19 protein-coding genes are annotated in these 26041 nt (G+C 68.6%); 14 read left to right on the top strand and 5 right to left on the bottom strand.

Annotation, left to right across the window (positions count from 1 at the left end):
- Positions 1 to 86: 86 nt before the first annotated feature.
- From ACIPY5_RS05120 to ACIPY5_RS05105, 4 genes are all read left to right on the top strand, one after another.
- Positions 87 to 650: a PH domain-containing protein gene (locus tag ACIPY5_RS05120; RefSeq protein ID WP_309357104.1), complete on the top strand. Its 564-nt coding sequence runs from the start codon at positions 87 to 89 to the stop codon at positions 648 to 650.
- A 135-nt stretch (positions 651 to 785) separates the two neighbouring features.
- Positions 786 to 1910 (top strand): 5-(carboxyamino)imidazole ribonucleotide synthase, encoded by a 1125-nt coding sequence (locus ACIPY5_RS05115; protein WP_400967451.1) that lies wholly within the window; start codon positions 786 to 788, stop codon positions 1908 to 1910.
- A 122-nt stretch (positions 1911 to 2032) separates the two neighbouring features.
- The gene (gene purE / locus ACIPY5_RS05110; RefSeq protein WP_045270228.1) at positions 2033 to 2500 is read left to right on the top strand and encodes a 5-(carboxyamino)imidazole ribonucleotide mutase; all 468 of its coding nucleotides are present in this window, start codon (positions 2033 to 2035) and stop codon (positions 2498 to 2500) included.
- Entirely contained in the window at positions 2497 to 3954 is a 1458-nt protein-coding gene (locus tag ACIPY5_RS05105) for an LCP family protein (RefSeq protein ID WP_396652919.1), read from the top strand. The genes purE and ACIPY5_RS05105 overlap by 4 nt, the downstream gene beginning before the upstream one ends.
- Positions 3955 to 4005: 51 nt before the next feature.
- Here ACIPY5_RS05105 and galE read toward each other — a convergent pair whose 3' ends face one another.
- Entirely contained in the window at positions 4006 to 5025 is a 1020-nt protein-coding gene (gene galE / locus ACIPY5_RS05100; protein WP_400967447.1) for a UDP-glucose 4-epimerase GalE, read from the bottom strand.
- Positions 5026 to 5168: 143 nt separating this feature from the next.
- Between galE and ACIPY5_RS05095 the strand changes: the two genes are divergently transcribed.
- The 3 genes from ACIPY5_RS05095 to ACIPY5_RS05085 are packed head-to-tail and all read left to right on the top strand — an operon-like array spanning position 5169 to position 10075.
- Entirely contained in the window at positions 5169 to 6242 is a 1074-nt protein-coding gene (locus ACIPY5_RS05095; protein WP_400967444.1) for a glycosyltransferase, read from the top strand.
- Positions 6194 to 8506, top strand: a complete 2313-nt coding sequence (locus tag ACIPY5_RS05090; RefSeq protein ID WP_400967441.1) for a hypothetical protein — start codon at positions 6194 to 6196, stop codon at positions 8504 to 8506. Before ACIPY5_RS05095 ends, ACIPY5_RS05090 begins: the two co-directional genes overlap by 49 nt.
- A 57-nt stretch (positions 8507 to 8563) precedes the next feature.
- Positions 8564 to 10075 (top strand): DUF2142 domain-containing protein, encoded by a 1512-nt coding sequence (locus ACIPY5_RS05085; protein ID WP_400967438.1) that lies wholly within the window; start codon positions 8564 to 8566, stop codon positions 10073 to 10075.
- Here ACIPY5_RS05085 and rfbD read toward each other — a convergent pair.
- Together rfbD and rfbB are read right to left on the bottom strand one after the other, a co-directional pair.
- Positions 10042 to 11451: a dTDP-4-dehydrorhamnose reductase gene (gene rfbD, locus ACIPY5_RS05080; RefSeq protein WP_400967435.1), complete on the bottom strand. Its 1410-nt coding sequence runs from the start codon at positions 11449 to 11451 to the stop codon at positions 10042 to 10044. The genes ACIPY5_RS05085 and rfbD overlap by 34 nt on opposite strands.
- Complete coding sequence (gene rfbB / locus ACIPY5_RS05075; protein ID WP_400967432.1) at positions 11451 to 12449, bottom strand: dTDP-glucose 4,6-dehydratase; 999 nt, start codon at positions 12447 to 12449, stop codon at positions 11451 to 11453. The genes rfbD and rfbB overlap by 1 nt, the downstream gene beginning before the upstream one ends.
- A 91-nt stretch (positions 12450 to 12540) precedes the next feature.
- Between rfbB and rfbA the strand changes: the two genes are divergently transcribed.
- The 5 genes from rfbA to ACIPY5_RS05050 all read left to right on the top strand — a co-directional run bounded on the left by rfbA (position 12541) and on the right by ACIPY5_RS05050 (position 19478).
- Positions 12541 to 13431, top strand: a complete 891-nt coding sequence (rfbA, locus tag ACIPY5_RS05070; protein WP_309357115.1) for a glucose-1-phosphate thymidylyltransferase RfbA — start codon at positions 12541 to 12543, stop codon at positions 13429 to 13431.
- 44 nt (positions 13432 to 13475) lie between these two features.
- The gene (locus ACIPY5_RS05065) at positions 13476 to 15356 is read left to right on the top strand and encodes a rhamnan synthesis F family protein (protein WP_400967428.1); all 1881 of its coding nucleotides are present in this window, start codon (positions 13476 to 13478) and stop codon (positions 15354 to 15356) included.
- Positions 15353 to 17290, top strand: a complete 1938-nt coding sequence (locus tag ACIPY5_RS05060) for a rhamnan synthesis F family protein (protein ID WP_400968472.1) — start codon at positions 15353 to 15355, stop codon at positions 17288 to 17290. Before ACIPY5_RS05065 ends, ACIPY5_RS05060 begins: the two co-directional genes overlap by 4 nt.
- A 192-nt stretch (positions 17291 to 17482) precedes the next feature.
- Positions 17483 to 18262, top strand: coding sequence for an ABC transporter permease (locus ACIPY5_RS05055; RefSeq protein ID WP_400967425.1), 780 nt, complete (start codon positions 17483 to 17485; stop codon positions 18260 to 18262).
- Positions 18263 to 18281: 19 nt separating this feature from the next.
- Positions 18282 to 19478, top strand: coding sequence for an ABC transporter ATP-binding protein (locus ACIPY5_RS05050; protein ID WP_400967423.1), 1197 nt, complete (start codon positions 18282 to 18284; stop codon positions 19476 to 19478).
- Here the strand turns inward: ACIPY5_RS05050 and ACIPY5_RS05045 are convergent.
- Positions 19465 to 21603 (bottom strand): hypothetical protein, encoded by a 2139-nt coding sequence (locus ACIPY5_RS05045; RefSeq protein ID WP_400967421.1) that lies wholly within the window; start codon positions 21601 to 21603, stop codon positions 19465 to 19467. The two genes, ACIPY5_RS05050 and ACIPY5_RS05045, sit on opposite strands and share 14 nt — an antisense overlap.
- Positions 21604 to 21662: 59 nt before the next feature.
- On the opposite strand from ACIPY5_RS05045, the gene ACIPY5_RS05040 reads away from it, so the two are divergent.
- Entirely contained in the window at positions 21663 to 22595 is a 933-nt protein-coding gene (locus tag ACIPY5_RS05040) for a glycosyltransferase family 2 protein (protein ID WP_400967418.1), read from the top strand.
- Positions 22592 to 24433, top strand: coding sequence for a glycosyltransferase (locus ACIPY5_RS05035; protein ID WP_400967415.1), 1842 nt, complete (start codon positions 22592 to 22594; stop codon positions 24431 to 24433). Before ACIPY5_RS05040 ends, ACIPY5_RS05035 begins: the two co-directional genes overlap by 4 nt.
- Here ACIPY5_RS05035 and ACIPY5_RS05030 read toward each other — a convergent pair.
- Positions 24367 to 25953, bottom strand: coding sequence for a DUF2142 domain-containing protein (locus ACIPY5_RS05030; RefSeq protein WP_400967413.1), 1587 nt, complete (start codon positions 25951 to 25953; stop codon positions 24367 to 24369). The two genes, ACIPY5_RS05035 and ACIPY5_RS05030, sit on opposite strands and share 67 nt — an antisense overlap.
- Between the last annotated feature and the right edge of the window lie 88 nt (positions 25954 to 26041).

The following is a 26041-nucleotide window of genomic DNA, read 5'->3' as shown; positions in this document are numbered from 1 at the left end:
GGAGTCAGCGCGGCGGAGCGGATCCGCATCAGGACACACCCGGGACGGGCCGTGCGGATCCCGACGCCGCGGGTCACAATGGACGCGTGACGCAACCGATGGGTCTGGGCGGGCGGCCGATGACGCCGCCGCCCGGCGTGCCCGCGGAGGAGCGCCTCATCGCCCGGTTCCACCCGCACGCGCGGCATCTGTTCTGGTCGGCGCTCGTGCTCATCGTCGTGGCGGGCGCCACCGGATACTTCACCGGCAATCTCCCGGCACCCCTCGCGGGGTGGGCCAAGGACTGGATGCTCTGGGCGGCGGCCGGTGCGCTCGTGCTGCTGCTCGTGGTGGTGCCGTTCCTGACCTGGCTCTCGCGGCGGGTCACGATCACGACGCGCCGGGTGATCGTGCGCGACGGCGTCGGATCCCGCAACAGCATCGAGATGTCGCACGCCCGCGGGTACACGATCTCGGTGCGCCGCGGACCCCTGCAGCGCCTCGTCGGCGCAGGGACGGTGCTGCTGTCCAACGGCGTGGACGCGCCGCTGCGGATCCGCGACGTGCCGAACGTCGCTCTCGTGCAGGAGACCCTCGCGGACCAGGTCGAGGTCGGGCAGATCCTCGCCCATCGCGACGCCCAGGCCGCCCAGAACCCCTACCCCGCCTGACCCGCGCCCGCCCTTCCTTCGCGTCGTCCCCGTCAGCGGAGCCTCTGGCGTGCGCTGAGGGGGACGACCCGAAGGGAGGGCGGTGAGAGCGGGGGTGGAACGTGCGGGAGAATGGGGGCGAGGAACGGAGAACCGATGGCGTTGCGTGTGGGTGTGATCGGCGGCGGACAGCTGGCGCGGATGATGATCGCCCCGGCGGTCGAGCTGGGCATCGACATCCGGGTGCTGGCGGAGGACGAGGGCATGTCGGCGCAGCTGGCGGCCACCGCGGTGGGGGACTACCGCGATCTCGACACCGTGCGCCGGTTCGCGGCCGACGTGGACGTGATCACGTTCGACCACGAGCACGTGCCGCAGGAGGTGCTGCGCGCGCTCGTCGCCGACGGCGTGGCCGTGCACCCCGGACCCGACGCGCTGCGGTTCGCGCAGGACAAGCTCGACATGCGCGCCCGCCTCGCGGATCTCGGCGCCCCCCAGCCGGACTGGGCCCGCGTCGCCGACGCCGGCGAACTGCAGACCTTCCTGGACGCGCACGGCGGCCGCGGCGTCGTCAAGACGCCCCGCGGCGGCTACGACGGCAAGGGCGTGCGCGTCGTCTCCGCGGCCGAGGAGGCCGCGGACTGGTTCTCCGGCCTCGCCGACGGCGACGCCCTGCTCGTCGAGGAGCTCGTGCCGTTCGTGCGCGAGCTCGCGCAGCAGGTCGCGCGGCGTCCGAACGGCGAATCCGTGTCCTACCCCGTCGTGGAGACCGTGCAGAAGGGCGGGGTGTGCGCCGAGGTGATCGCCCCCGCGCCCGGCGTCGACGCCGAGCACCTCGCCGAGGCCGCCAGGATCGGCCGGGAGATCGCCGAGGGACTGGGCGTGACCGGCATGCTCGCCGTCGAGCTGTTCCAGACCGAGGACGGCCGGATCCTCGTGAACGAACTCGCGATGCGCCCGCACAACAGCGGCCACTGGAGCCAGGACGGCGCGGTGACCGGGCAGTTCGAGCAGCACCTGCGCGCGGTCGCCGACCTGCCTCTGGGGGAGACGACTCCGCACGCGGACTGGTCCGTCATGATCAACATCCTCGGCGGGCCCGCGGATGCCGGGATGCTCGATCGCGTCCCGGCCGCGCTCGCCGCGAGCCCGCAGGCCAAGGTGCACACCTACGGCAAGGCGCCGCGCCCCGGCCGCAAGGTCGGGCACGTGAACGCGAGCGGATCCGACCTCGACGCTGTGCTCGCCGAGGCCAGGGCCGCCGCGGACGCCTTCGCCTGAGCCGGAGCCGGGTTCTCGGCCGCGAGGGCGCGCCGCAGCGGGGTTCTCCCAGCCGTCGCCCGTAGCCTGTACGGGTGACTGGGACACTGCACGCATCCGCCGCGCCCCTCGTCGGCGTCGTGATGGGATCCGACTCCGACTGGCGCGTGATGAGCGCCGCCTCCGAGGCGCTGACCGAGTTCGGCATCCCGCACGAGGTCGAGGTCGTCTCCGCGCACCGCACGCCGGAGAAGCTGCACCGCTACGGCACCGAGGCGCGCGAGCGCGGGCTCAAGGTGATCATCGCCGGAGCCGGAGGCGCGGCCCACCTGCCGGGCATGCTGGCCTCCGTGACCGCGCTGCCCGTGGTCGGCGTCCCCGTCCCGCTCGCCTATCTCGACGGCATGGACTCGCTGCTCTCGATCGTGCAGATGCCCGCGGGCATCCCCGTCGCGACCGTCTCGATCGGGGGCGCGCGCAACGCGGGCATCCTCGCCGCACGCATCCTGGGAACCGCGGATCCGGCCCTCGCCGACCGCATCGAGTCCTACGCCCGCGACCTCGAGGCGCAGGTCGAGGAGAAGAACCGGCGGCTGAAGGACAGCCTGTGACCCAGGTCCTGGCCCGGCCCGGCGGGGTCTCCGCGCAGAGCGCGGGGCTCATCCGCACGAGGCCGATGCGCGACCCCGACTTCGGGTCGCCGGACGTCATGACCCGCCGCGGCTGGTGGCTCGTCGTGCTCAATGTGCTGATCCCCGGATCCGCCCAGGTGCTGGCGGGCAATCGCAGGCTGGGCCGTTTCGGCCTCGGCGCGACGCTCACGATGTGGGCGCTGATCGTGCTCGGCGTGCTCGGCGCGCTGCTCTGGCACCAGGCGCTGCTCTGGCTCACCGTCGGCGGCGGCTGGGTGAGCTGGCTCGTGCTGACGCTCATCCAGATCCTCTGCATCGCCTACGCCGTGCTGTGGGTGGTGCTCACCTTCGACACGCTGCGCATCGTGCGCCTGGTGCGCACCAAGAACTACGCGAGGATCGCGATCCCGCTCGTCGCGGTGCTGGTGCTGGCCCTGTGCGGCTCGGGCGCCGCCTATGCCGCGAACGTCCTCGGCTCCAGCCGCAGCGCGATCAGCACCCTGTTCGGCTCCGGCGGTCCGAGCCTGCCGCCCAGCGACGGCTACTACAACGTGCTGCTGCTCGGCGCGGACAGCGGCCTGGGCCGCGACTCGATGCGCTACGACAGCATCTCGGTGGTGTCGGTGAACGCCGAGACCGGAAAGACCACGATCTTCGGCATCCCGCGCGACATGCCGCATGTGCCGTTCGCGCCGGGCCCCATGCACGACCTGTACCCCGACGGTCTGCAGGCCCATGACGACGCGGAGTGCGGCTGGGGGAGCGGGATCAACCAGCTCACCAACGCCGTCGAGGTCTGCCACACCGGCCCCTCGCTCTACCCCGACGCGGAGAAGCACGGCTCGCGCCCCGCGGTAGAGGCCACCAAGGCCGCGGCCGAGGGCGTGCTGGGGATCAAGGTCCCGTACTACGTGTTCCTCGACATGAACGACTTCGCGAAGCTCATCGACGCGCTGGGCGGGGTCGACATCAACGTCAAGGAGCGCCTGCCCGAGGGCAACGTCCCGGAGTGGGGCGGTCCGGACAACGCCGAGGAGTGGGCGACCGGCTGGATCGAGCCCGGGCAGCAGCACATGAACGGCGACACCGCGCAGTGGTACGCGCGTTCGCGCTACACGACGAGCGACTTCGACCGGATGCGCCGTCAGCGCGAGCTGCAGGACGCGCTGCTGAAGCAGTTCACTCCTCAGAACGTGGCCGCGCACTTCAGCGAGATCGCCGCGGCGGGGACGTCCGCGGTCGACACCGACCTGCCCCAGGACAAGCTGCCGGAGTTCTTCGACCTCATGATGAAGGCGAAGAAGCAGAAGCTCACCACGATCGATCTCACCCCCGCCAACGGCGTGGACGAGTTCGAGCCCGACTGGAACGCGATCCACGCGATGGTCAAGGCGACCCTGCACCCCGAGCCGTCGCCGACGCCCACGAGCTGATCCGGCGGTCCGAGGTGCCGGCTCGCCGGACACCGGCGGGCCGGATCCGGACTACTCGGAGTCGTACCCCTGCGGATTCCCCGACTGCCAGCGCCAGCTGTCCGCGGCCATGTCGACGATGTCGCGCTGTGCGCGCCAGCCGAGCTCGGACTCCGCCCGGGCGGTGTCGGCCCAGGTCTGGGCCAGGTCGCCTCCTCGCCGGGGCAGGATGCGCCGGGGGATGGGCCGCCCCGAGGCCTTCTCGAAGGCGGCGATGAGCTCGAGGACCGAGGTCCCCCGGCCGGTGCCGAGATTCCAGGCGCGGATACCGTCCCGCGTGCGCAGGTGCTCGAGGGCCGCGACATGTCCCGCGGCGAGGTCGACGACGTGGATGTAATCGCGCTCGCCGGTGCCGTCCGCGGTCGGGTAGTCGTCGCCGAAGACGCCGACCTCGGCGAGACGACCGACGGCGACCTGGGCCACGTACGGCGCGAGGTTGTTCGGGATGCCGCGCGGGTCTTCGCCGATCAGCCCGCTCTCGTGCGCGCCGATGGGGTTGAAGTAGCGCAGCAGCGCGATGCGCCACTGCGGATCCGCCTGCGCGACGTCCTCGAGGATGCGCTCGATCATGACCTTCGTCTGGCCGTACGGGTTGGAGGCGTCGAGGAGTCCGCCGTCTTCGCGGTAGGGGACGGGCTGGTGGTCGCCGTAGACCGTCGCGGAAGAGGAGAAGACGAGCGTGCGCACCCCGTGGCGCTGCATGGCCGCGAGCAGCGCGAACGTCGTCCCGAGGTTCTCGGAGTAGTAGCGCAGCGGCTCGGCGACGCTCTCGCCGACCGCCTTGAGCCCGGCGAAGTGGATCACGGCCTCCGGCCTCTCCGCGGCGAACACCGCGTCGAGGGCGGCCGCATCCGCGACGTCGAGTCGGTGCACCTGCGGGGCGCGTCCCGCGATGCGGGCGACGCGCTCGAGCGAGACGGGGGAGCTGTTCGCGAAGTTGTCGACGACGATCACGTCGTCCCCGCGCTCGAGAAGGGCGAGCACGGTGTGGGATCCGATGTAGCCGGCCCCGCCGGTGACGAGTACGCGCATGTGTGCTCCTTAGGGCCTCGGCGTTCGTCACGATGCTACTGGGCCTCGTCGACCTGCCGTGCCGGCGCCCGGCCTCGGACCGCACCGGGGTGCGCAGGGAGCGCCTCAGCCGACTTGCGCCCGCCGCTGGATAGGCTCGGAGCATGGCTGTGCTGCGGGTTGTGCTGGATCAGGTGAACGACGTCGTCGACCCCGATCAGGCCGAAGCCGCGCGTTCGCTCCTCCGGGGGCTGGCCGCGACGGCGCCTCAGAAATGCACGATCGAGGCGATCGTGCCCGGAGGAGCGGGCGACCTCGCCGTGGACGGGGCCGACACACTGCACCGTCTGTCGCTGGCACGTCGCGAGCTCGGCGCCGCCTGGCAGCTCGGCGTGGTCGCCGGCGTCGGCGGAGGCATGATCCACGCCCCCTCCCTCTTCGCCCCGCTCGCGAAGCACGACAGGGCCAACGACTACGACCAGACGGTCGCCACGGTCTGGGATCTTCGGGCGTGGACCGCGCCCGAGCAGTTGTCGCGGGCGAGCGTGCTGTGGCAGCGCAGCATGCTCAAGCGCGCCGCCAAGCACGCCGACGCCGTCGTGGTGCCCACGCACGCGATGGCGGAGGAGCTCGCCGGCCTCGGCCGCTTCGCCGATCGCATCCGCGTGATCCCCGGTGCTGCGCCGACGGGCTTCGCGATTCCGCTCGACGCCGCAGAGCGGCGCATCGCGCTCGGCGCCCCCGACCGGTACATCGTGGCCACGGGCACGGCGGAGACCCTTCCCGCGGTGTTCGCCGCCGCGGTCGACCAGGACGCCGATGTCTTCGTGGCGGACGCGGCTGCAGGCTCCGCGCCCGCGATCGCGGAAGCCGCGGTGGCGGAGGGACTCGCCGCGCCGCGCGTGCACGTGCTCGGGCGGCTCGCCGCGGAGGACCGCGCCGCGCTGCTCGCCGGCGCACTCGCCTTCGTCGCGGCGGACTCCGCGCCGGTGTGGCCGTGGCGGCTCGTCGAGGCGCTCGTGCTCGGCGTTCCCGCGATCGCGGCGGAGAGCGGCGTGCATCATGACGTGCTGGCCGAGGGAGGACTGCTCGTGAGCCAGGCGGGATTCAGCGACGCTCTGCGCGACGCCGCGGGGGAGGGCGCGCGACGGCTGTCGGTTCTCGCCGCGGATCGCTCGCGGGCCTACTCGTGGAACGGATCCGCCGAGAGGGTCTGGACGTTGCACGCGGAGCTCTGAACCGAGGCGGCGCCTGCGGACGGCGTTCATCCGTGATTTCCCGCAGAACTGTGCGTGTCAGGGGTGCCATTCGACGTCCGAAGCCGCAGAATATCAGCATGACTGGACATGCCCCGGGTCCCGCGCGCGCTCACGCGCCCCGACGCTGGATGATCGGCATGCTCGCCATCGCCGCCGTCTTCCTCTCCGTGCTGGTCCCATCGGTCGCGGATGCGGCTCCCGCAGCTGCACAGGCTGCGACCCCGGTCACGTCGTCGGTGACCGGTGCCGGAGCGGCGGCCGCGTCCATCAGGCCGATGACGCTCGACGGCTGGAACGCGGGCAACATCATCAGCGACGGGACGTTCACGAACAAGTCGACGATGTCGGCCCAGCAGATCCAGGACTTCTTCAACGCCAAGGTCCCGTCGTGTCAGAGCGGCTACACGTGCCTCAAGGACTTCCGCGTCACGTCGCAGAACCGCCCCGCGGATTCCTATTGCAGCGGGTACTCGGGGACGGCGAACGAGAGCGCGGCGAGCATCATCTACCGCGTTTCGCAGTCGTGCAACATCAACCCCCAGGTGCTGATCGTCATGCTCCAGAAGGAGCAGGGTCTCGTCACGCACACTTGGCCCAGCGGCTGGCGCTACGACAGCGCGCTCGGCCAGGGCTGTCCCGATGACGCCCCCTGCGACCCCAGTTACGTCGGCTTCTTCCAGCAGATCTACGGCGCCGCGCGTCAGATGCAGATCTACATGGAGGGCCGCTGGTTCACCTGGTACGCGCCGGGCAACACCTGGAACATCCTCTACAACCCGAACCAGGGCTGCGGATCCGGGCCGGTCTACATCGCGAACAAGGCGACGGCCGCGCTGTACTACTACACGCCGTATCAGCCCAATGCCGCAGCCCTGCGCGCCGGCTACGGCGAGGGCGATTCCTGCTCCGCCTACGGCAACCGCAACTTCTACAACTACTTCACGGACTGGTTCGGATCGACGCAGGGCGGCTCGACCGCCAACAATCCGGTCGGTTTCGTGGAGAGCGTCAGTTCGGTCCCCGGTCAGATTCGGGTCACAGGATGGGCTTTGGACCCTGACACCTCGGACTCCATCGACGTCCACGTCTACGTCAATGGCGTGGGATACCCGTCGACGGCCAAGCTCGCCCGGCCCGATCTCGGCCCGCACTACCCGAAGCTGGGTATCAATCACGGCTTCGATGTCGCAGTCCCGCCCACCACGTGGGGGGCGGCCGATGTGTGCGTCTATGGGATCAACCGCGGGCCGGGGACAAACCAACTCCTCGGATGTACCTCCGTCACCTCCTACGGGGGGTCTCCCGTGGGCACGATCGACTCGTTGACGTCCGGACCCGGCACTGTCAGCGTCCGCGGGTGGGCGTTCGATCCGGACACCAAGGATCCCATCGCCGTGCATGTATACGTCGCGGGAGTGGGCTATCCGACCACGGCGAACCAGCAGCGGACGGACGTAGGGGCAGTCTTCCCGGTATACGGTGCCGCCCATGGATATCAGAGCACGGTACCGGCGCCGGCGGGCTATCAGACGGTGTGCGTGTACGGCATCAACGTGGCGTCGGGTAGCAATGTCCTGCTCATGCCGTGTCGCCAGATTTTCGTGCCACCGGCAACTGATCCCGGAACGGCGCCGATCGGCCGGGTCGATGCGTTCATCGTCAAGGGCGATCAGGTGACGGTCGCAGGCTGGACCTTGGATCCGGACACGAACGCTTCGATCCCCGTGCACGTCTACGTGGGTTCTTCCGGGGTCGCGTATCAGGCCGACCTGAGTCGCGGCGATATCGCTGCGGCCTTCCCCGGTTACGGAGATGCACACGGTTTCGCGGTGACACGAACGCTGCCCCCGGGGGGAGCGCAGGTCTGCGCCTACGGAATCAACAATGGCCGAGGGGCGAACACGATGCTGGGTTGCCAGTTCGTCGCCCCGACGCTCTCCGCACAGCCGTTCGGCAACTTCGAGTCCGCGGTCGCGGTGAGCGGTGGCGTTCAGGTCAGCGGATGGGCGATCGATCCCGACACCACCGCGCCGATCGCCGTGCACTTCTACATCGATGGGGTCGGCGTCCCGAGGATGGCGGATCAAGCACGTCCCGATGTGGGGGCCGCATATCCCTCCGCAGGAGTTCAGCACGGATTCTCGACGATGATTCCGGCCGGACCGTCGAGTCACACGGTCTGCGCGTACGCGATCAATGATGCGCCCGGGAACAACCCGCTCCTGGGGTGCCGCTCGTTCTAGGCGCGTCCGTGTGCTCGATAGCATTGTGCTTCGCGCTGTCGTTGTGAGGAGTCGTCCGTGAACCGAGCTCGATCCGTCCTCTGGGGGATCGCTTCCGCGCTGGGGATCTTCCTGGCTCTGGGTGCGTGGTCACTTGCTTCTCCTGTCGGATCCTCGCCGGACGACAATTTCCATCTCGCGAGCATCTGGTGCGGCCAGGGAGAGCGGCCAGGCCTGTGTGAGAAGGGGGACAAGGAGCCGTGGAGACTGGTGCCCCACGAGCTCTCGATCGGCCTGTGCTACGTTGCGCAGCCCACGGTGACAGGCAAGTGCACCGAGGAGCACCTCGTCGTCACAGACGACATGGTGCCGACGAAGAACGTCAATTCGAAGGGACTGTACCCCCCGGGCTACTACTGGGTCTACTCCCATTTCGTGACTCCGAACGTCGCTGTCACGACGTTGGCGATACGTCTGACCAACGCCGCACTCTTCGCGGCCCTCACCGTCGGTACGTGGTTCGCGTTGCCGCGCCGGCTACGCCCGGTCCTGGGCTGGTCGGTCGCCGTCACGGCAGTTCCGTTGGGGATGTTCCTCATCGCTTCGATCAATCCGAGCTCCTGGGCCATCACGTCGCTGGCGGTTCTCTTCCCGAGTGTGCTCGGCTACATGTGTACGACAGGGAAGCGGAGAATCGTCCTCGGGGCGCTGGCCGGCAGCGCCGCGCTCATGGCCTTCAGCTCCCGAGGCGACGCAGCGACGTATGCTGCCGTCTCCGTTCTCGCTGCTCTCGTTCTCGTGTTCCGCGCCGATCGATCCTTCCTGAAGCGAGCGGTACTGCCCGCGATCATCGTCGTCGCGGCCGGCGTCGCCACGGTCTCTGCGGGCCAGGTGGGCAGCGCATTGGGCGGACTCAGCACCACCGAGCCCGTCGGGTCGCGTTCGATGCTGATCGTGCAGAATCTGCTCAACCTGCCCTCGCTCATCGCGGGCGCCTTCGGACAGACGTGGGGTCTCGGCTGGCTCGAGACCACTATGCCTCCGCTGGTGTGGGCCTTCGTCGTTTTCGTGGTGGCCGGGACCGTGTTCGCGACGCTGAGGTGGCAAGGGTGGCGAAAAGCGCTGGCACTCGCCGGCGTTGGCGGGGCGCTCGTCGTGATCCCCATGTACATCCTGGTGAGCTCTGGGGTTCTGGTCGGATCGCAGGTCCAACCGCGCTATCTTCTGCCTCTGCTCACCGTGTTCGTGGCGGTCGCCCTGGCGCCTTCGGAGGACGCGGCGTTGACGGCGCGACTAGGACAGCGAATGAGTGCGATGCAGCTCGTCGTAGGCGCCGTGCTGCTCGTCGCTGCGAACGCCGTGGCACTCCTCTTCACGATGCGTCGCTACGTGGCGCCGGACTATCTCTACCTCGACCCGCATATCGACTGGTGGTGGCAGGTGGGACCATCGCCGATGACCGCGCTAGCCGTCGGCGCGCTCTCGTTCGGTGCCGCGCTCGCGATGCTGGTCGCCTCCTGCGCCCGGATCTCGGCCAGAGCGCAGGAGGATGGCGGTCAGCGTAGGTACGAGGCCAGCGCCTCGGCGTAGTTCGACGGGGAGAACCCGGTCGCCTCGATCTTCGCGAGGTCGAGCACGCTCCACGCCGGTCGCGGCGCCACCGGGCTCGTCGCGGACGCGAAGTACTCCGCGGTGCTCACCCCGGTGATCCTGGCCGGGTCGTGCCCGGTCGCGGAGAACACCGCGCGGGCGATGTCCGCCCAGGTCGCAGGCTCTCCGGATCCGGTGACGTTGTAGACCCCGTACGGCGCCTCCGAGGCCAGCAGGTGCACGATCGCGCGGGCGATGTCGTCTGTGAAGGTGAGGCGACCGGTCTGATCGTCGACGACCTTCGGGTCGATCCCGCGCTCGGCCAGCGACGCCATCGTCCGCACGAAGTTCTTGCCCTCGCCGATGACCCACGAGGTGCGCAGGATGTAGTGCCGCGGGGCGGTCGCCGCGGCGACGTCACCGGCGGCCTTCGACTGCCCGTAGACGCCCAGCGGTGCCAGGGCGTCGTCCTCGCGGTAGGGGCGATCGGCCGTGCCGTCGAAGACGTAGTCGCTCGAGACGTGCACGAGCGTGATGCCGTTCTCGGCGGCGATGCGCGCGAGACGGGCAGGCCCCTCGGCGTTCGCGACCCACGCGTCGCGGCGGCCATCGGGGGTCTCCGCGAGGTCGACGGCCGTGTAGGCGCCGGCGTTGATGATCGTGCCGTAGTCGCGCCAGCGCCGGGCGCCGGCGAGCGACGGGTCGGCCAGATCGAGATCGGCGCGGGTCGCGTACTCGATGTGCGCGGCGTCTCCGAGCGCAGCGTGCAGGGCGAGCCCGAGCTGCCCGTTCGCGCCCACCACGAGCGTCTTGCGCGGCGCGATGGGCGTGACATCCGCCAGCCGTGGATGGTTCTTGTCCTTCTCGGAGATCTCCACCTCGGCGAGCGGGATCGGCCAGGCGATCGCGGCCGTCTCGTCGGCGAGGTTGAGGAACGAGTAGCTCGCATCGGGCGACCAGTGGTCGTTGACGAGGTAGGTGTACGCCGTGTCGGGTTCGAGCGTCTGATAGGAGTTCCCGACGCCGCGCGGCACGAAGATCGCGCGGGAGGGATCCAGCTCGATCGTGAAGACGGTGCCGAAGCTCTCGCCCTCGCGGAGGTCCACCCAGGCACCGAAGATGCGCCCCGTGGCGACGGAGACCCACTTGTCCCACGGCTCCGCGTGGATGCCCCGCGTCGTTCCCACCGCGTCGTTGAACGAGATGTTGTTCTGGACGGGGCCGAAGTCCGCGAGGCCCAGCGCGGTCATCTTCTCGCGCTGCCAGTTCTCCTTGAACCATCCGCGGGCGTCGCCGTGCACCGGCAGCTCGAGGGCGATCATCCCGGGGATCGGGGTCTCGACGACCGTGAGCTGCTTGCCGAACTCGACCGCCATCACTGCCCCTTGGTGGCGTAGAACGCCTCGGTCGCGTCCTTGGACGGCGCCCACCACGCCTCGTTGGCCTTGTACCAGTCGATCGTGGCGGCGAGGCCGGACTCGAAGTCGGCGTACTGCGGCGTCCAGCCGAGTTCGGTGCGGAGCTTCGTGGAGTCGATCGCGTAGCGCAGGTCGTGACCGGCACGGTCGGTCACGTGGTCGTACGCGTCGCGGGGCTGTCCCATCTGCTCGAGGATGAGCTCGACGACGTCCTTGTTGTTGCGCTCCCCGTCGGCGCCGATGAGATAGGTCTCGCCGATCCGGCCCTTGTCCAGGATGGTCAGCACCGCGGAGGAGTGATCGTTGGCGTGGATCCAGTCGCGCACGTTCTCGCCCGCGCCGTAGAGCTTGGGGCGGATTCCGCGGATCACGTTGGTGATCTGACGCGGGATGAACTTCTCCACGTGCTGGTAGGGGCCGTAGTTGTTGGAGCAGTTCGAGATCGTCGCCTGCACGCCGAAGGAGCGCACCCAGGCCCGCACGAGCAGGTCGGATCCGGCCTTGGTCGACGAGTAGGGCGAAGACGGGTTGTAGGGCGTGTTCTCGGTGAAGCGCTCCGGATCGTCGAGCTCGAGGTCGCCGTAGACCTCGTCCGTGGAGATGTGGTGGAAGCGGCGGTCGTGCTTGCGGGCCGCCTCGAGGAGCGTGTACGTGCCGACGATGTTGGTGTCCAGGAACGGACGCGGGCTGTGCAGGGAGTTGTCGTTGTGCGACTCGGCGGCGTAGTGCACGACGGCGTCGGCGTCGGCGAACAGCGTGTCGACGAGCTCGGCGTCGGTGATGTCGCCGTGCACGAACGTCACCCGGTCGGCGGGGAGCCCGTCGAGGGAGGCGCGGTTGCCGGCGTAGGTGAGCGCGTCCAGGACGGTGACGTGGTGATCGGTGTTCTCCACGACGTGGTGGACGAAGTTCGAGCCGATGAAGCCGGCGCCGCCGGTGACGAGCAGTCTCTGCATGACTTCCAGGGTAGTGGCGGCCGCCGCGGGAACATGCGTCGGGCGGCGGTGAATTCACAGGAAAGGGCACGTCATGCGAGAGAATAGGTGCATGCGTGGAATCATCCTGGCCGGTGGCACCGGCTCCCGGCTGCACCCGATCACCCTCGGCACGTCGAAGCAGCTCGTCCCGGTGTACGACAAGCCGATGATCTACTACCCGCTGTCGACCCTGATCCTGGCGGGCATCCGCGACATCCTGCTGATCACGACGCCTCATGACGCCGAGGCGTTCCAGAGAATGCTCGGCGACGGCTCCCGCTTCGGGGTGTCGATCACCTACAAGACCCAGCCGTCCCCCGACGGACTCGCGCAGGCGTTCATCCTCGGCGAGGAGCACATCGGATCCGACTCGGCGGCGCTCGTGCTCGGTGACAACATCTTCTACGGCCAGGGGATGGGTACGCAGCTGCGCAAGTACACCGACCTGGACGGCGGTGTGGTCTTCGGCTACTGGGTCGACGATGCGACCGCCTACGGCGTGGTCGAGTTCGACGACGCAGGCCGCGTGGTCTCGCTCGAGGAGAAGCCCGCCCAGCCGAAGAGCAACTACGCCGTGCCAGGCCTCTACTTCTACGACAACGACGTGATCGAGATCGCGAAGAACCTCAAGCCCTCCCCGCGCGGAGAGCTCGAGATCACCGACGTCAACCGCGAATACCTCGACCGGGGGAAGCTCCAGGTGCAGCTGCTCACCCGCGGCACCGCCTGGCTGGACACCGGGACGTTCGATTCGCTCGCAGAAGCCACCGACTTCATCCGCACCGTGGAGAAGCGTCAGGGCCTCTCGATCGGATGCCCGGAAGAGGTCGCGTGGCGGATGGGCTTCCTCACTGACGACGAGCTGCGCGAGCGTGCGGAGCCCTTGGTCAAGAGCGGCTATGGTGCCTACCTGCTGAAAGCCCTCGCTCAGGGCCGTCAGCTGCCCGCACAGCAGGCATGATCGGCGGGCCGCCCCTCGTGGAGCGCGTCGCGGATACCGCCTCGGTGAAGCGCCGCGTCATCCTCTTCGCCCTGCATTCGGAGCGGGGCGACGCTGACGATGCCACCCTGTATCAGCTCGACGCACTGCGTCCGCTGGCAGCGCGGCTCATCGTGATCGTCGAGCCCTCGCTCACGGCGGAAGACCTCGCCGCGGTCGCGGCGAGGAGCGATGAGATCGTTCATCACGAGGGGATCGCGACCGGCTCCGCGGCATACCGGGTGGCGCTCGACGCCGACGATGTCGCGTCGTACGACGAGGTCCTCTTCACCGGCAACGGATGGTTCGGCCCCATCGGATCGTTCGATGAAGTCCTTGCCCGCATGGCGGCCTCGAATGCGGGTGTGTGGAGGCTGATCGAGACGACCGATCGCGCACCGGAGGTCTTTCCCATGGAGGGCTTCCCCCGGGCGCTGACGCCATGGACGTGGACGGTGGTCAGAGCCGACGTCGTCAGCTCTCCGGCCTGGCGTGAGTACTGGGCGGTGAGCCGCGACGACAGCGAGGATGCGTTCGCCGAGGCACTGATCGCGCAGGGCGTATCCGGTTCCGCGGCCTTCCCCGCGACCCTCGGGCCGCGGGGAAACCCGGGGATTCTCGCTCCCGGGGCGCTGCTCGATGCCGGCTGTCCTGTGCTGCTGCGAACGGTGTTCGCGCAGTTCCCGCCCTTGCTCGATCGATTCGCGGTGCTGGTGCGACCGATCGTGACGGAGATGGGCCGGCGCGGGTATCCGGTGGAACTCCTCTGGCGCGCCGTCGTCCGTACGACGCCTCCGGCCGCGCTCAACGCGCTGGGCGCCATGCTCGAGATCCTGCCCGACGCCGTGCCGGCAGCCTCGCACAGGTCGGAGGACGAAGCACCTCTGCGCGTCGTCGTCCTCGCTCATGTGCCGCACCTCGGCTTCGTGGACGAGCTCGCCGATCGGCTCCGGCAGATCCCCGGTGAGTTCGATCTCATCATCACGACGACGGACGGCCGCAAGGCGGCCAAGCTGAAGAGCCGCCTGCGGACGAGTGCGCAGGCGTGGGCGCGGAACGCCGAGGTGCGTGTGACCTGGGTGCCCGGAGGGCGCGACATGGGCGCACTGCTCATCGGGTGCCGGGACATCCTGCTGTCGGATCGCTACGACGTCATCGTTCGTGTCCACGGACGTGAACCACGGCGGAAGACCCTCAACATCAGGGAGTACGGCCGCCGATATCAGCTGGAGAACCTGCTGAGCAGCCCCGGCTACGTGCAGCGGATCTTCGACCTCTTCCGACGTGAACCCGGCCTTGGCATGGTGTTCCCGCCCATCGTGCACATCGGCTACGGGACGATGGGGCGGGGATGGGGCGCCTATCGCGAACCAGCTGAGGACCTCGCGGGCGAACTCGGTATCGCCGTCCCGTTCGACGAGGTCTCGCCGCTCGCGCCCTACGGAGGCATGTGGATCGGTCGGCCGTCTGCCCTTCGACTCTTCGCCGAGCACAACTGGACCGTGGGCGACTACCACCGCAGCCGGCGCGTGCGCTGGGTCGAGCTCACCCGTGTCCAGGAGCGGCTGCTCGGTCTCGCTGCGGCGGAAGCCGGCTTCCATTGCCGCACCGTGATGAACCGCGAGCACGCGCAGATCTCGCACACTGCTCTTGAGTTCAAGCTCGACGAGCTGTCGACGACGATCCGCGGCTATCCGGTGGAACAGATCCACCTCTTGCGCCGTGCCGGGTGGACCGGTTACGGAGGCGTGGTCGCCCTGACCCGGATGTACATCAACCTCAACCATCCTCGGATCGCGGCCGCCACTCAGCCGTTGTACCGCGCGGCGCGCAATGCCGGGCTGATGGCGAAGCGGGTCCTCGCAGCCGTCCGCAACGAGCACCAGGACGACGGGAGCGACCGATGACGGCGACGAGCGAGCTGATCCCGGCATACCCCCGCGTGGCTCAGACCTTCCCGGCGGACGGCAGACGGCTGCTGATCTATGTGGTCTACGATCCCCGGGGCGATGTCGAGGACTATGTCCTGCACGCGCTGACGGCCCTGCGCCCGCACATGTCGCGGATCCTGATCGTCGTCAACGGAACCCTCACCCCGAGCGGACGGGAGCGGATCGCCGCGGTCAGCGACGAAGTCGTCGAGCGGGAGAACCGCGGATACGACATCTGGGGATACAAGCATGGCTTGGATCACATGGGCGAGGGTCTTCACGAGTACGACGAGGTCGTGATCGCGAACGACACCTGGTACGGACCGGTGCGTTCCTTCGCGGATGTCTTCGACCGCATGGACGAGCGAGCCGTGCATTTCTGGGGACTCACCGACCATGCGCGCGTGGAGCCGCACCCGTTCACCCACACGGGCTATCTTCCGTACCACCTCCAGTCCTACTGGGTCGCCGTACGTCGGGACATGATCGTCTCCGACGAATGGGAGGAGTACTGGCGGCAGCTGCCCGAAATGGTGACCTACTCGGATGCGGTCGTCAAACACGAAGGGGTGTTCACCGAGCACTTCACCGGACATGGATTCGTGGGCGATGTCGCGTTCCCCCTCCTGCTGGATACCCCGGAGAACTACCCGGTGCTGTACGCGCGGCAGCTGCTCGACGCAGGGTGTCCTACTCTCAAGCGTCGGGCCTTCTTCCAGTGGCCGCCGTATCTCGATCAGTCGGGCGTGGTCAGCCGCTGGACCCTCGATGCTGCGGCGGAGTACGGCTACCCTGTCGACCTGATCTACGCCGACATGGCGCGCAATGTGGCTCCGCGCGTCATGAACGCCGGCGCAGCGCTGCTCTCCGTGCTGCCGGAGGAGGAAGCCGGCTATGATCCGGCGACGCCGCTGCGCACGCTCGTGGTCGCCCACGTCTTCTATCCGGAGATGATCGAGGAGATGCTCGATCGCGCGGACTGCCTCCCTGGCGCGTACGACCTGCTGATCACAACTCCTGAAGAGGCCCGCGCCGTCGAGATCCGGCGTCGGATCGACGGCAGGAGTCTGCGTGGCGACGTCCAGGTTCGCGTCCTGGAGTCGAACAACGGCCGGGATCAGGGGGCATTCCTCGTCGGCTGCCGGGACGAGATCCTGAGCGGCGGGTACGACCTGCTGGTCAAGATCCACTCCAAGAAGACTCCGCAAGACGCCCCCGCCGTGGGCGCCCATTTCAAGGAGCAGCAGTTCGGGAACCTCCTGAGTTCGCCCGGGTACGTCGCGAACGTCGTCGGGCTCTTCCAGCGCGAGCCCGGGCTCGGGCTGGCCTATCCGCCGACGGTGCATCTCGGCCATCCGACGATCGGTCATGGTTGGTGGGAGAACAAGCCCGCTTTCGCTGAATGGTGCCGCACGCTCGGAATCCGCGTGCCGCTCGATGAGGGATCGCCGCTGGCGCCCTTCGGATCCATGTACTTCGCCCGCCCCGAAGCGCTCCGGACACTGGTAGAGCATCCCTGGACGTATGACGACTTCGGCGGCGCGGACGCCTATCAGGACGGGGGACTGGCTCACGTGCTGGAGCGGGTCCCGTCCTATGCGGCGGGAGAGCGCGGCTATCACACGCGGACGATCGCGACCTCCGAATATCTCTCGATGAGCTATTCCGCGCTCAGCTACAACCTCGATCAGATCTCGATGACGATGCCGGGCACCACGATGGACAAGATCCAGTTGCTTCGGCGCCTCGGCGAGTGGGACTACGGGACGGCGAGAGATCTCGGCCGCATGTTCGTCACGCTTCACGCACCGCATCTGCGAGATCGCGCGAAGGGCCTTTATCATCGCACCCAGAGCGTGCGGGGACTCCTGTGGCGGCTTCGCCACCCGTCATCCTGGCGGCGCGGCTGACAGCCGTCCGTCTCACGCATCCTCCACGATCAGATCGGTAAACTGCACGCTATGTCTGTGGCCCAACCCGGATCGGCCTCGGAGCGCTACACGCGCTTGAGCGCCCTTCCCCTCCGCGAAGTCGGGGGGCTTCGTCCGTTCACCCCCCGAGGCTTCGTCGGATCGATACGCGACATCCTCGCTCATCGAGAGATGCTGGATCTCCTTGTCAAGCGCGACCTGAAGTCTCGCTATAAGGACTCGGCGCTCGGCTTCCTATGGTCCCTCGCCCGCCCGCTGGTGCAGCTCCTGATCTACTTCGTCGTGCTGGGACAGTTCATCGGGGCGGCGAGGGGGATCCCCGATTTCGCGATCTTCATCTTCTCCGGGCTCACCGCGATGGGGCTGTTCACCGAGATCGCCGTCGGCGGCACCGGATCGATCCTCGCCAACGCCGGGCTCGTGAAGAAGGTCTACGTCCCGCGCGAGCTCTTCCCGCTCGCCTCCACGGGGTCGGCGCTCTTCAACTTCGGGGTGCAGCTCCTGGTCCTGCTGGTCGCGACGGTGGTGGCGGGCAAGCCGCCGATCCACCCGCAGCTCGCCTACATCATCCCGTCCTTGGCGCTGATCATCGTCTACGGTCTCGCGTTCGCGTTGCTGCTGGGGGCGCTCAACGTCTATCTGCGGGACGTCCAGTACCTGGTCGAGGTCGCGACCATGCTGCTGTTCTGGGCATCGCCCGTCGTGTACGCGTGGTCTATGGTCAAGGGGATCATCCACCACGCGTGGATCCTCGACATCTACACGAACAATCCGCTGACCCTGGCGGTGATCGGTTTCCAGAAGGCGTTCTGGGTCGCCGGTGACACTCTGCCGCAGCCGGACGACCTGCTCCTGCGCCAGTTGGTGGCGCTGTTGATCGGCTTGGTGCTTCTGGTGCTGAGTCATCGAGTCTTCCTGCGTCTGCAGGGCAACTTCGCGCAGGAGCTGTGAGGACGGCATGGTAGAGATGATGAGCACCGCGCAGGCGACGATGGAACGACCCGTCGTGGTCGACGTCGCCGATGTCTCCAAGCGCTTCACCGTGCGCAAGGACTCCTCTCTCAAGGAGAGGATCGTGACCCTCGGCAAGGCCGGTCGTCGGCACCGCGAGGACTATTGGGCCTTGAACGACGTCTCCGTGCAGATCCGCGCGGGCAGCACTCTGGGCTTGATCGGGCACAACGGTTCCGGCAAGAGCACGCTGCTCAAGGTGATCGGCGGAATCATCCAGCCGACCTCGGGCGAGGTTCGCCAGCGCGGCCGTGTGGCGGCGCTGCTCGAGCTCGGTGCGGGTTTCCATCCCGATCTGACAGGACGGGAGAACGTCTATCTCAACGCCTCGCTGCTCGGTCTGACGCGGGAGGAGACCGACTCGCGCTTCGCCGAGATCCTCGAGTTCTCCGGGATCGGCGACTTCATCGACACGCAGGTGAAGTTCTACTCCTCCGGCATGTATGTCCGGCTCGCGTTCGCCGTCGCCGTCCACACCGACCCCGACATCCTCCTCGTCGACGAGGTGCTGGCCGTCGGCGACGAGGCCTTCCAGAAGAAGTGCATGGACAAGATCGAGGAGTTCCAGAGGGAGGGACGCTCGATCATCTTCGTCAGCCATGCGCTCGGCCAGATCGAGGAGCTCTGCGATCGGGTGCTGCTGCTGGATCACGGGAAGGTCGTCTTCGACGGCATCCCGGAGACTGCTGTCGAGCGCTTCCGCGAGATCCTCAAGGAGGGCTCGGAACGCGAGGGACAGCACAATCTCTCGATGCAGGCGATGAAGGTCCTCGGTGTCGAGATCTGCGACGAGTCCGGCCAGAAGGTCGAGGAGATCAGCGCCGGGACGCCGTTCAACGTGCGGATCAGAGTGCATTCGGACGTGCGGGTCGAGTCATGGGCCCTGGGCTTCAGCATCGACACCGGGTCCGGTCACATGGCACTGGCGTCCAACACCGATCTCGCCGGGGCTCAGCTCGAGCCGATCGAGGGGGATCGCACGGTCCAGCTCCGGGTGAGCGACGCCAGCCTCGGCTCAGGGCACTACGTCGTCAACGCCAATGTCGCGGGTTTCAGCACGCCCAGCGCGCATTCGCTCGAGGGCGGGGCGAGCTTCACCGTCGTGGGATCGGCGCAGACCATCGGACCCGTCGGGGGCGCGGTCAGCGTTCGCTGAGTGCGTCGTTCAGCAGCGTTCTGGCTCTTGCGTCGAAGGAGTCTCGTTCTCGAACGAGGGCGCCGATCCTCGCCATCTGCTCCCCGCCGGGGAACAGGGCGTCCGGATCGCCGCTCAGCAGCGCCACGAGATCGTCGCCGTTCCGGAACGTCGGCACGGCTCCCTCGAACTCCTGCGCGATGCCTTCGACTTCGTCGCTGATGACGCGGCCGCCGGCGGCGAGCACGTCGTACGGCCGGTTCGAGATGAACCCGTGCTTCCGCATCGCCGGCCAGTGGTCGTTGAGGACGACTCCCGCGGTCTCATAGCGGGATGGCAGGTCCTCGTTGGCGATCCCGGTCGCAATGATGTGTGACGCCGGGATGTACCCGCGCCAGTCGGGGCCGTACACCTTCAGCGGCATGCCGGCGGAGATCGGGGCGACGACCGCCGGCCGGTGCAGCCCGCGCGCTGTCCCGACGAAGACGAGAGACCCGTCCCGGGACGCGCCCGTGGGGTGGAACCGCGTCGGGTCGGTGCACTGCAGCAGCGCTTCCACGGGACGGTCGAAGCGCAGGCTCGCGTCGCGCGCCCACGGGCGGGAGGCGGCGTACACGCGGTCGAATCCAGAGAGCTCGTCCGAGGTGATCTCATCCGGGTGGCTGATGATCCACAGCATCCGCCGTCCGGTCGGCGGAGGCGCGATGGGGTGAGGGCCGCGAAGGACGACGGTCACGTCGTCGAAACGGGCCGTCGTGCGCTGAGCCGCTGGACGCGCATCGACGGCGGCGTACTGGCCGATCCGCTCGAGCGCGGCGGCGAGGGCGCGGGCGAAATGCGTATCCCCCCAGCTCTCGCCTCTCGGTCCCGCCGGCGCGGCCGTCTTGATCGCCCAGCGCAGCCGAGGCACTGACGTGCCGTCCGGGAGGTCGAAGACGCCCGAGGTCCGAAGGATCGAGGGACCTTGGACGGTCCACGTGCCGAAGGCGAGGGATCGTGCGAGCGCAGGGGCAGGGGAGTCGATCAGGCCGGGCAGGGGGAGGGGCCGGCGGGGCACCGGTTGCGTCATGATCGCGTCCACGCCGAGCAGAACGCGCGGCGGCGCGGCATCGCCGGCTCGTCGAGCGGACACCGGTGCATGGAACGCGGCGGATGGCACGCTCTCGCCGAGCGCGCGCGCGTCCTCGGCGGGGAAGGAGGCCAGCAGAGGGAATCCTTGCCCGGCGTGCGTGACGACACCTGCGGACGCCACGGTTCCGTCGTCCGCGAGAAGCAGCGGCTCGACGGGCCCCAGCTGCGCGGCGTCGCGCAGCGCGGCAAGCCCCGGAGCCTCGATGTCGGCCCCGGGCTCCCGGCGGAGCAACACCGTTCCGCCCTCGTGCTGCACTGTGCTGTCGTCCAGGAGTTGGACACGGTCATCGGCGAGGGCCAGCAGCCGGGCCGCGACGCGGACCTCCGGGGGTGCCAGGTCGACCTCGAGCACTGCGCGCGTTCGACTCCCGCCGAAGCGCTCGAGGAACGCGAGGAGGACGGTCAGGATTCGACCGTCGCGATCGCCCGGCCCCAGTCCGATCTCCAGGACGGTGTCGGGCACCTCCGCCGACGAATCGGACCGGCGAGGTGCCTCGGGAGCGGAGCTGCGCCTCAGCACATCGGTCGCGATCAGTCGGACCGCGCTCCGGTCGAGCCGCGAGCCCGATCGCATCGAGAGGGACGCCCCCGCCGCCAGCATCCGCCACGCATGTCCCAGCGGTCCTCCAGGAGCACGGAGGGCGTCCGGATACCTTCGCGCATGGTCCGGCGCGCTCCACGCCACGGTCGTCTCGATCCGCTCCGGGTCGGACACGAGATAGGCATAGAGCGCGGGAACGCGGTCCGAGTCCGGCAGTTGCGCGGAGACCAGACCCTCGAGGAACAGGGGATTCAGGACGAGCCCCGTGCGGTAGCCGCCTCGGACGTACGCTCGAACGGCCTTGCGCACGCCGATCCGACGACCCGGATGCCGGGCCCGCAGGAATTCCAGGTCGACCACGTGCGCGCGACGGATCGTCCGCGCCCACCAGAGCCGGTCAGCCGCTGCGAGCAGGCTCCCCGTGACGGGTAGGGACCGGGACCGGCGCCACAGCGCCCGAAGCATGCTCAGCACTGTGGAAGTCTATGCGGATGATAGCCTCGGACGGTCGGTCGGCCAGGAGGGAAGCGCCTGTGAGCAACAGATCCGAGGACGAGGCCGCACCGGCCGACGCAGCGTCCGCTCGCGTCGGCATCGTTGTGCGCACCAAGGATCGGCCGGCCATGCTGGCGCGGGCGCTCGATGACATCTTGTCCCAGCGATTCTCGGACTGGCGCGCGGTCGTGGTCAACGATGGCGGCGATGTCGCGGCCGTCGATCGCGTCATCGAGGGCGTGCAGGACGAGGCGCGAGGGCGCATCACTGCGATACACCATCACCACAGCGCCGGACGGTCCGCCGCCGCGAACGCCGGTGTTCGCGGCGTCGTCGCGGAGTACGTCGTGCTGCACGACGACGATGATCTCTGGGATCCCGCCTTCCTCGGCGCGACCGTCGATTGGCTCGATCGGAACACGGAGGACGGCGGAGTCGTGGCCCGCACCGAGATCGTCTACGAGCGCCAGACCGCGGACGGGTTCGAAGAGACCGGCAGAGTGCCGTTCTGGCCGGAGCTGACAGCCATCACCTACGCGGGCCTGCTGCAGGTCAACCGCTTCGTGCCGATTGCGTATCTCTACAGGCGCGCCCTGCACGACGAGGTCGGGTATTACCGCGAAGACGTCCACGCGGCGGAAGACTGGGAGTTCAACCTGCGCGTGGCCGCACGATATCCGATCGGCTTCCTCGGCGAGCGGGTCCTGGCGTTCTGGATGCAGCGGCCGCACGCCATCGGGTCCCTCGGGAACAGCATGTTCGTTCTCGAGCACGAGCACGAGTACTACGACGGCCGAATCCGAGATGAGGCGCTGCGCAGCTATGTTGCGGGACATGGGAACGGCCTCCCTTTGTTCCTCGCGCGCTACGTGCAGGACGAGGTCGCGAGGCAGCTGGACGAGAGGCGGTCGCTCGGGCAGCGGATCACCGAAGCCGCACGTCGCCGGTGGCGCGCACGGCGGATGCGATGAGCGACCGTCCGGAGACGACGTGGCGCACGGTCCAGCGGATCGTGCTGCCCGACGACGCCGTCCCTCCCGGAACACAGGATCTCTACGTGAGAGCGGAGGGCGAGGTGGAGATCCTCGGCCGCACCTCGCTCCGGCTGGCTGCGAACGCGCGCGTGTCGTTCGGGACGTACTTCGGGGGGTTCCCGCGCGTCGCGTGGACCGAGACCGCTGTCGACCGCCTTCGGCTCTCGCTGCGCATCGACGGCGCAGTGCGAATCCGGGTGCTCGGAACGGACGCGGGCGGCACTGTGCGGGAACTCGCCGACAGGGTGGCATCCGGCGATTGGGCGTTCGATCTCCCGCTCGATGAGCGCTCCGCCGGATGGATCTGGTTCGAGGCCGAAGCGACGGAGTCGGCGGTCCTCCACGACGCCCGCTGGTCGGCTCCGGAGCCGACCAGACCCGACGCGACCGTCTCGATCGCGATCACGACCTTCAACCGTGCCGATGACTGTGTGTCCCTGATCGCCCGCCTGGCATCGGATCCCACGGTCAAGGACAGGATCCTGCAAGTGGTCGTTGCCGATCAGGGCACCCAGCGCATCCGCAGCCACCCCGGCTTCGCGGAGGCGGCCGCGCCGTGGGGGGACGAGCTCCGCGTCATCGAGCAGGACAACCTCGGCGGGTCGGGAGGGTTCAGCCGAGGGATGCTGGAAGCCGGCCGCACCGCCGCTAGTCACGTGCTGCTGCTCGACGATGACGTGAACCTGGAGCCAGAATCCATCATGCGCATGCTCGCGCGCGTCGAACACGCGCCGGACGAGCCGCTGATCGGGGCTCATATGCTGCGGCTCACGGAACCGACCCGGCTTCATTCCTGGGGCGAGAGACTCGACCGGCGTCGCTTCTGGTGGGAGCCGGTGCATCCTGAGCTCGCCGGTCTCGACCTCGCCGTGGCGGGGCCCGATCGTCTGCCGATTCTGAGCGAGCCGTGCCCTGTCGATTTCAACGGATGGTGGATGTGCCTCATCCCGGTCTCGGTGATCCAGACGGAAGGGGCGTCTCTTCCGCTGTTCATCAAGTGGGATGACGCTGAGTACGGACTGCGTGCCGCGGAGAACGGGCACGCGACGATCACGCTGCCCGGTGCGGCGCTCTGGCACGTGCCGTGGACGGCCAAAGATGACGGGCTCGACTGGCAGGCCTACTATCAGTTGCGCAATCGGCTCGTCGCCGCTCTGATCCACTCACCGCATCGTCGTGGCGGTTCGTTGCTGCGGGACGTGCTGGCGCTCGATGTCAACCACGTGCTGTGCCTGCAGTACGGTTCCGCGGCGGTGCGGCGGCTCGCCATGCGCGATGTGCTCGGAGGGCCCGAGCATCTCGTGACCGGGCTTCGGAGCGCACCGGGAAGAGTCAGGTCCGTGCTCGCCGAAGAGGGACAGACTCTGAAGAACCGTGACGGGCTGTCCGTCGCAGAGACGGTGTCGCTGCCGGTTGCGCCCCGGGGCGCTGCGGCTTCCGCGGGACGACTTCTGCGCGTCCTGTCCCATCAGCTCCGCCGATCGCCGCGCGCGACGGAGCCGACTCCGGAGCGCACGCTGATCGTCCTCCGACGCGAGCACGGCAAGTGGTGGTCTCTCGGACTGGTCGATGAGGCGTTCCTGCAGAGTGCTGCCGGAGTCAGCGGATTTCTGCTCAGACGCGATCGGCGCGCAGCGGCGAGGCATCTCCTGGGAGCAGGCCGCGCCGTGCTCGAGTTGTGGTGGAAGTGGCCCGCGCTGGCGCGGCGCTACCGTGCTGACGCGCGATCGCTCTCGAGCGCCGAGACCTGGTCCTCTGTCTTCGACGACTCGTAGTCGGCGTCTGCCGCCGGGGCGGACGACGCGCCGGCATCGGCAACCTCCGTCTCCGCTTCGTCGCCGTACTGACGGTTGGCCCAGAGGAGTCCGGCGAGGAGCAGGGCGAACGCCACGGAGCCGATCAGCCACACCCCCATCGGAGACGGCGCCCATCCCCACCACCACTCGGCGTGGGAACCAGGATCCAGGCTCGTCTTGTCGAGACCGGTGGTGTAGCGCTGGATGTTGATGTGCAGGGAAACCGCATTGGTGAGTGCCAGAGCCGCAGCGGCGACGATCAGCGGCCAGCCGCGCCACAGGGTCGCGGTCCTCTCGCTCGCCGCGGACACGCCGAGGGCGATGATCATCAGCGGCATGATGTAGCGGGGCTGCACCCCTTCGCCGACATGCGCGCCGGACTGCCACAGAATGTAGAACGGCACGAACCACATCGCGGCGAGCGCGGCGAGCGACGCCACGACACGACGGCGCGTTGCGCCGTGAAGGCCGGCGAGCAGCACGAAGCCGAAGACGGCGGAGCCGAGCACCCACACGACGGAGGGGACGCCGGTGTCGAACCATCCGAGCGGCCAGTAGCCGAAGATACCGATCCACAGACTCGGGATGTCGAGCACGTTCCGGACGAGCTCCCCGCCGCTGAGGCGGGCGCCGTATCCGCCGAGTCCTCCTGTAGCGGCGCTGCTCTGCGTTGCGGAGAAGTACAGGGCAACGCTGATGACGAGGATCGCGGCTCCACCGACGAGCGGAACGAGAAGGCCACGGCCGCGGCGCAGACCGAGCCAGAGAGCGATCATCGCGCCGAAGACGGCGAAGAGTGCGGCGTCCGCCCTCGCGCCCGCGCCGAGCACGGCGGCCAACACGGCGAGCGATGTCAGGACGATCGATTGCCTTCGTGTCGGAGCGATCAGAGCACCGTACAACGACACCCAGACGGTTGCGGCGGACAAGAGGGCCCAGGACGACGGATTCGTCGAGGCGAAGACGAACAACCCTAGAGGGACCGAGGCGGCGAGCACCGAGATGGTCAGTGCCGGCCGGAGGCGCCGGGGCAGGAACAGGAAGACCGCTGTGATGAGGCCGACGGCGATGACCGAGTTCGCGAGGCGCATCGCGATCACGGACGCCGCCACATCCTTGCTCGCAAAGACGGACATCGCGCCGTAGAAGACAGGCGGGTACAGATGGTCGACGTTCGCGCGCTTGACGAGTGCGAGTCCGGGAGCGTTCCCGTTCCAGCAGCTCCCGCTGACGTCGGCATGCTGTGCTGCGCAGATCGCTTGGGCGACCGGGGCCGGCACCATTCGCTCCACCGACCCGGTGGTTCCGCCGGGTTCCTCGCAGAGTCCTGGACGATCGCCGAGACCGCACCAGATGGAGGCGAGATGGAAGTCATCGTCGGGGCTCGACCCGACTGCGGAGCTGAACGACCATGAGAACAGCGTCAGCACCGCGAGAAGCGGGATGGCGATGACAGCGGCCAGGCGCACGGAACGGGAGCGGGAACGCGATGGGGACACGCGTCCATGCTACCGATGTCGTCTGAAGGCCCTGCCTTCAGACGCGCGCGGGAGCCGCCACGGCAGGGACGACTCGGAGCCAGCGCGT

Source organism: Microbacterium sp. NPDC089698, assembly GCF_044749045.1.
GTDB lineage: Bacteria > Actinomycetota > Actinomycetes > Actinomycetales > Microbacteriaceae > Microbacterium.
The sequence above is the reverse complement of the archived record's forward strand: the minus strand, read 5'-3'. Positions and strand labels throughout refer to the sequence as shown.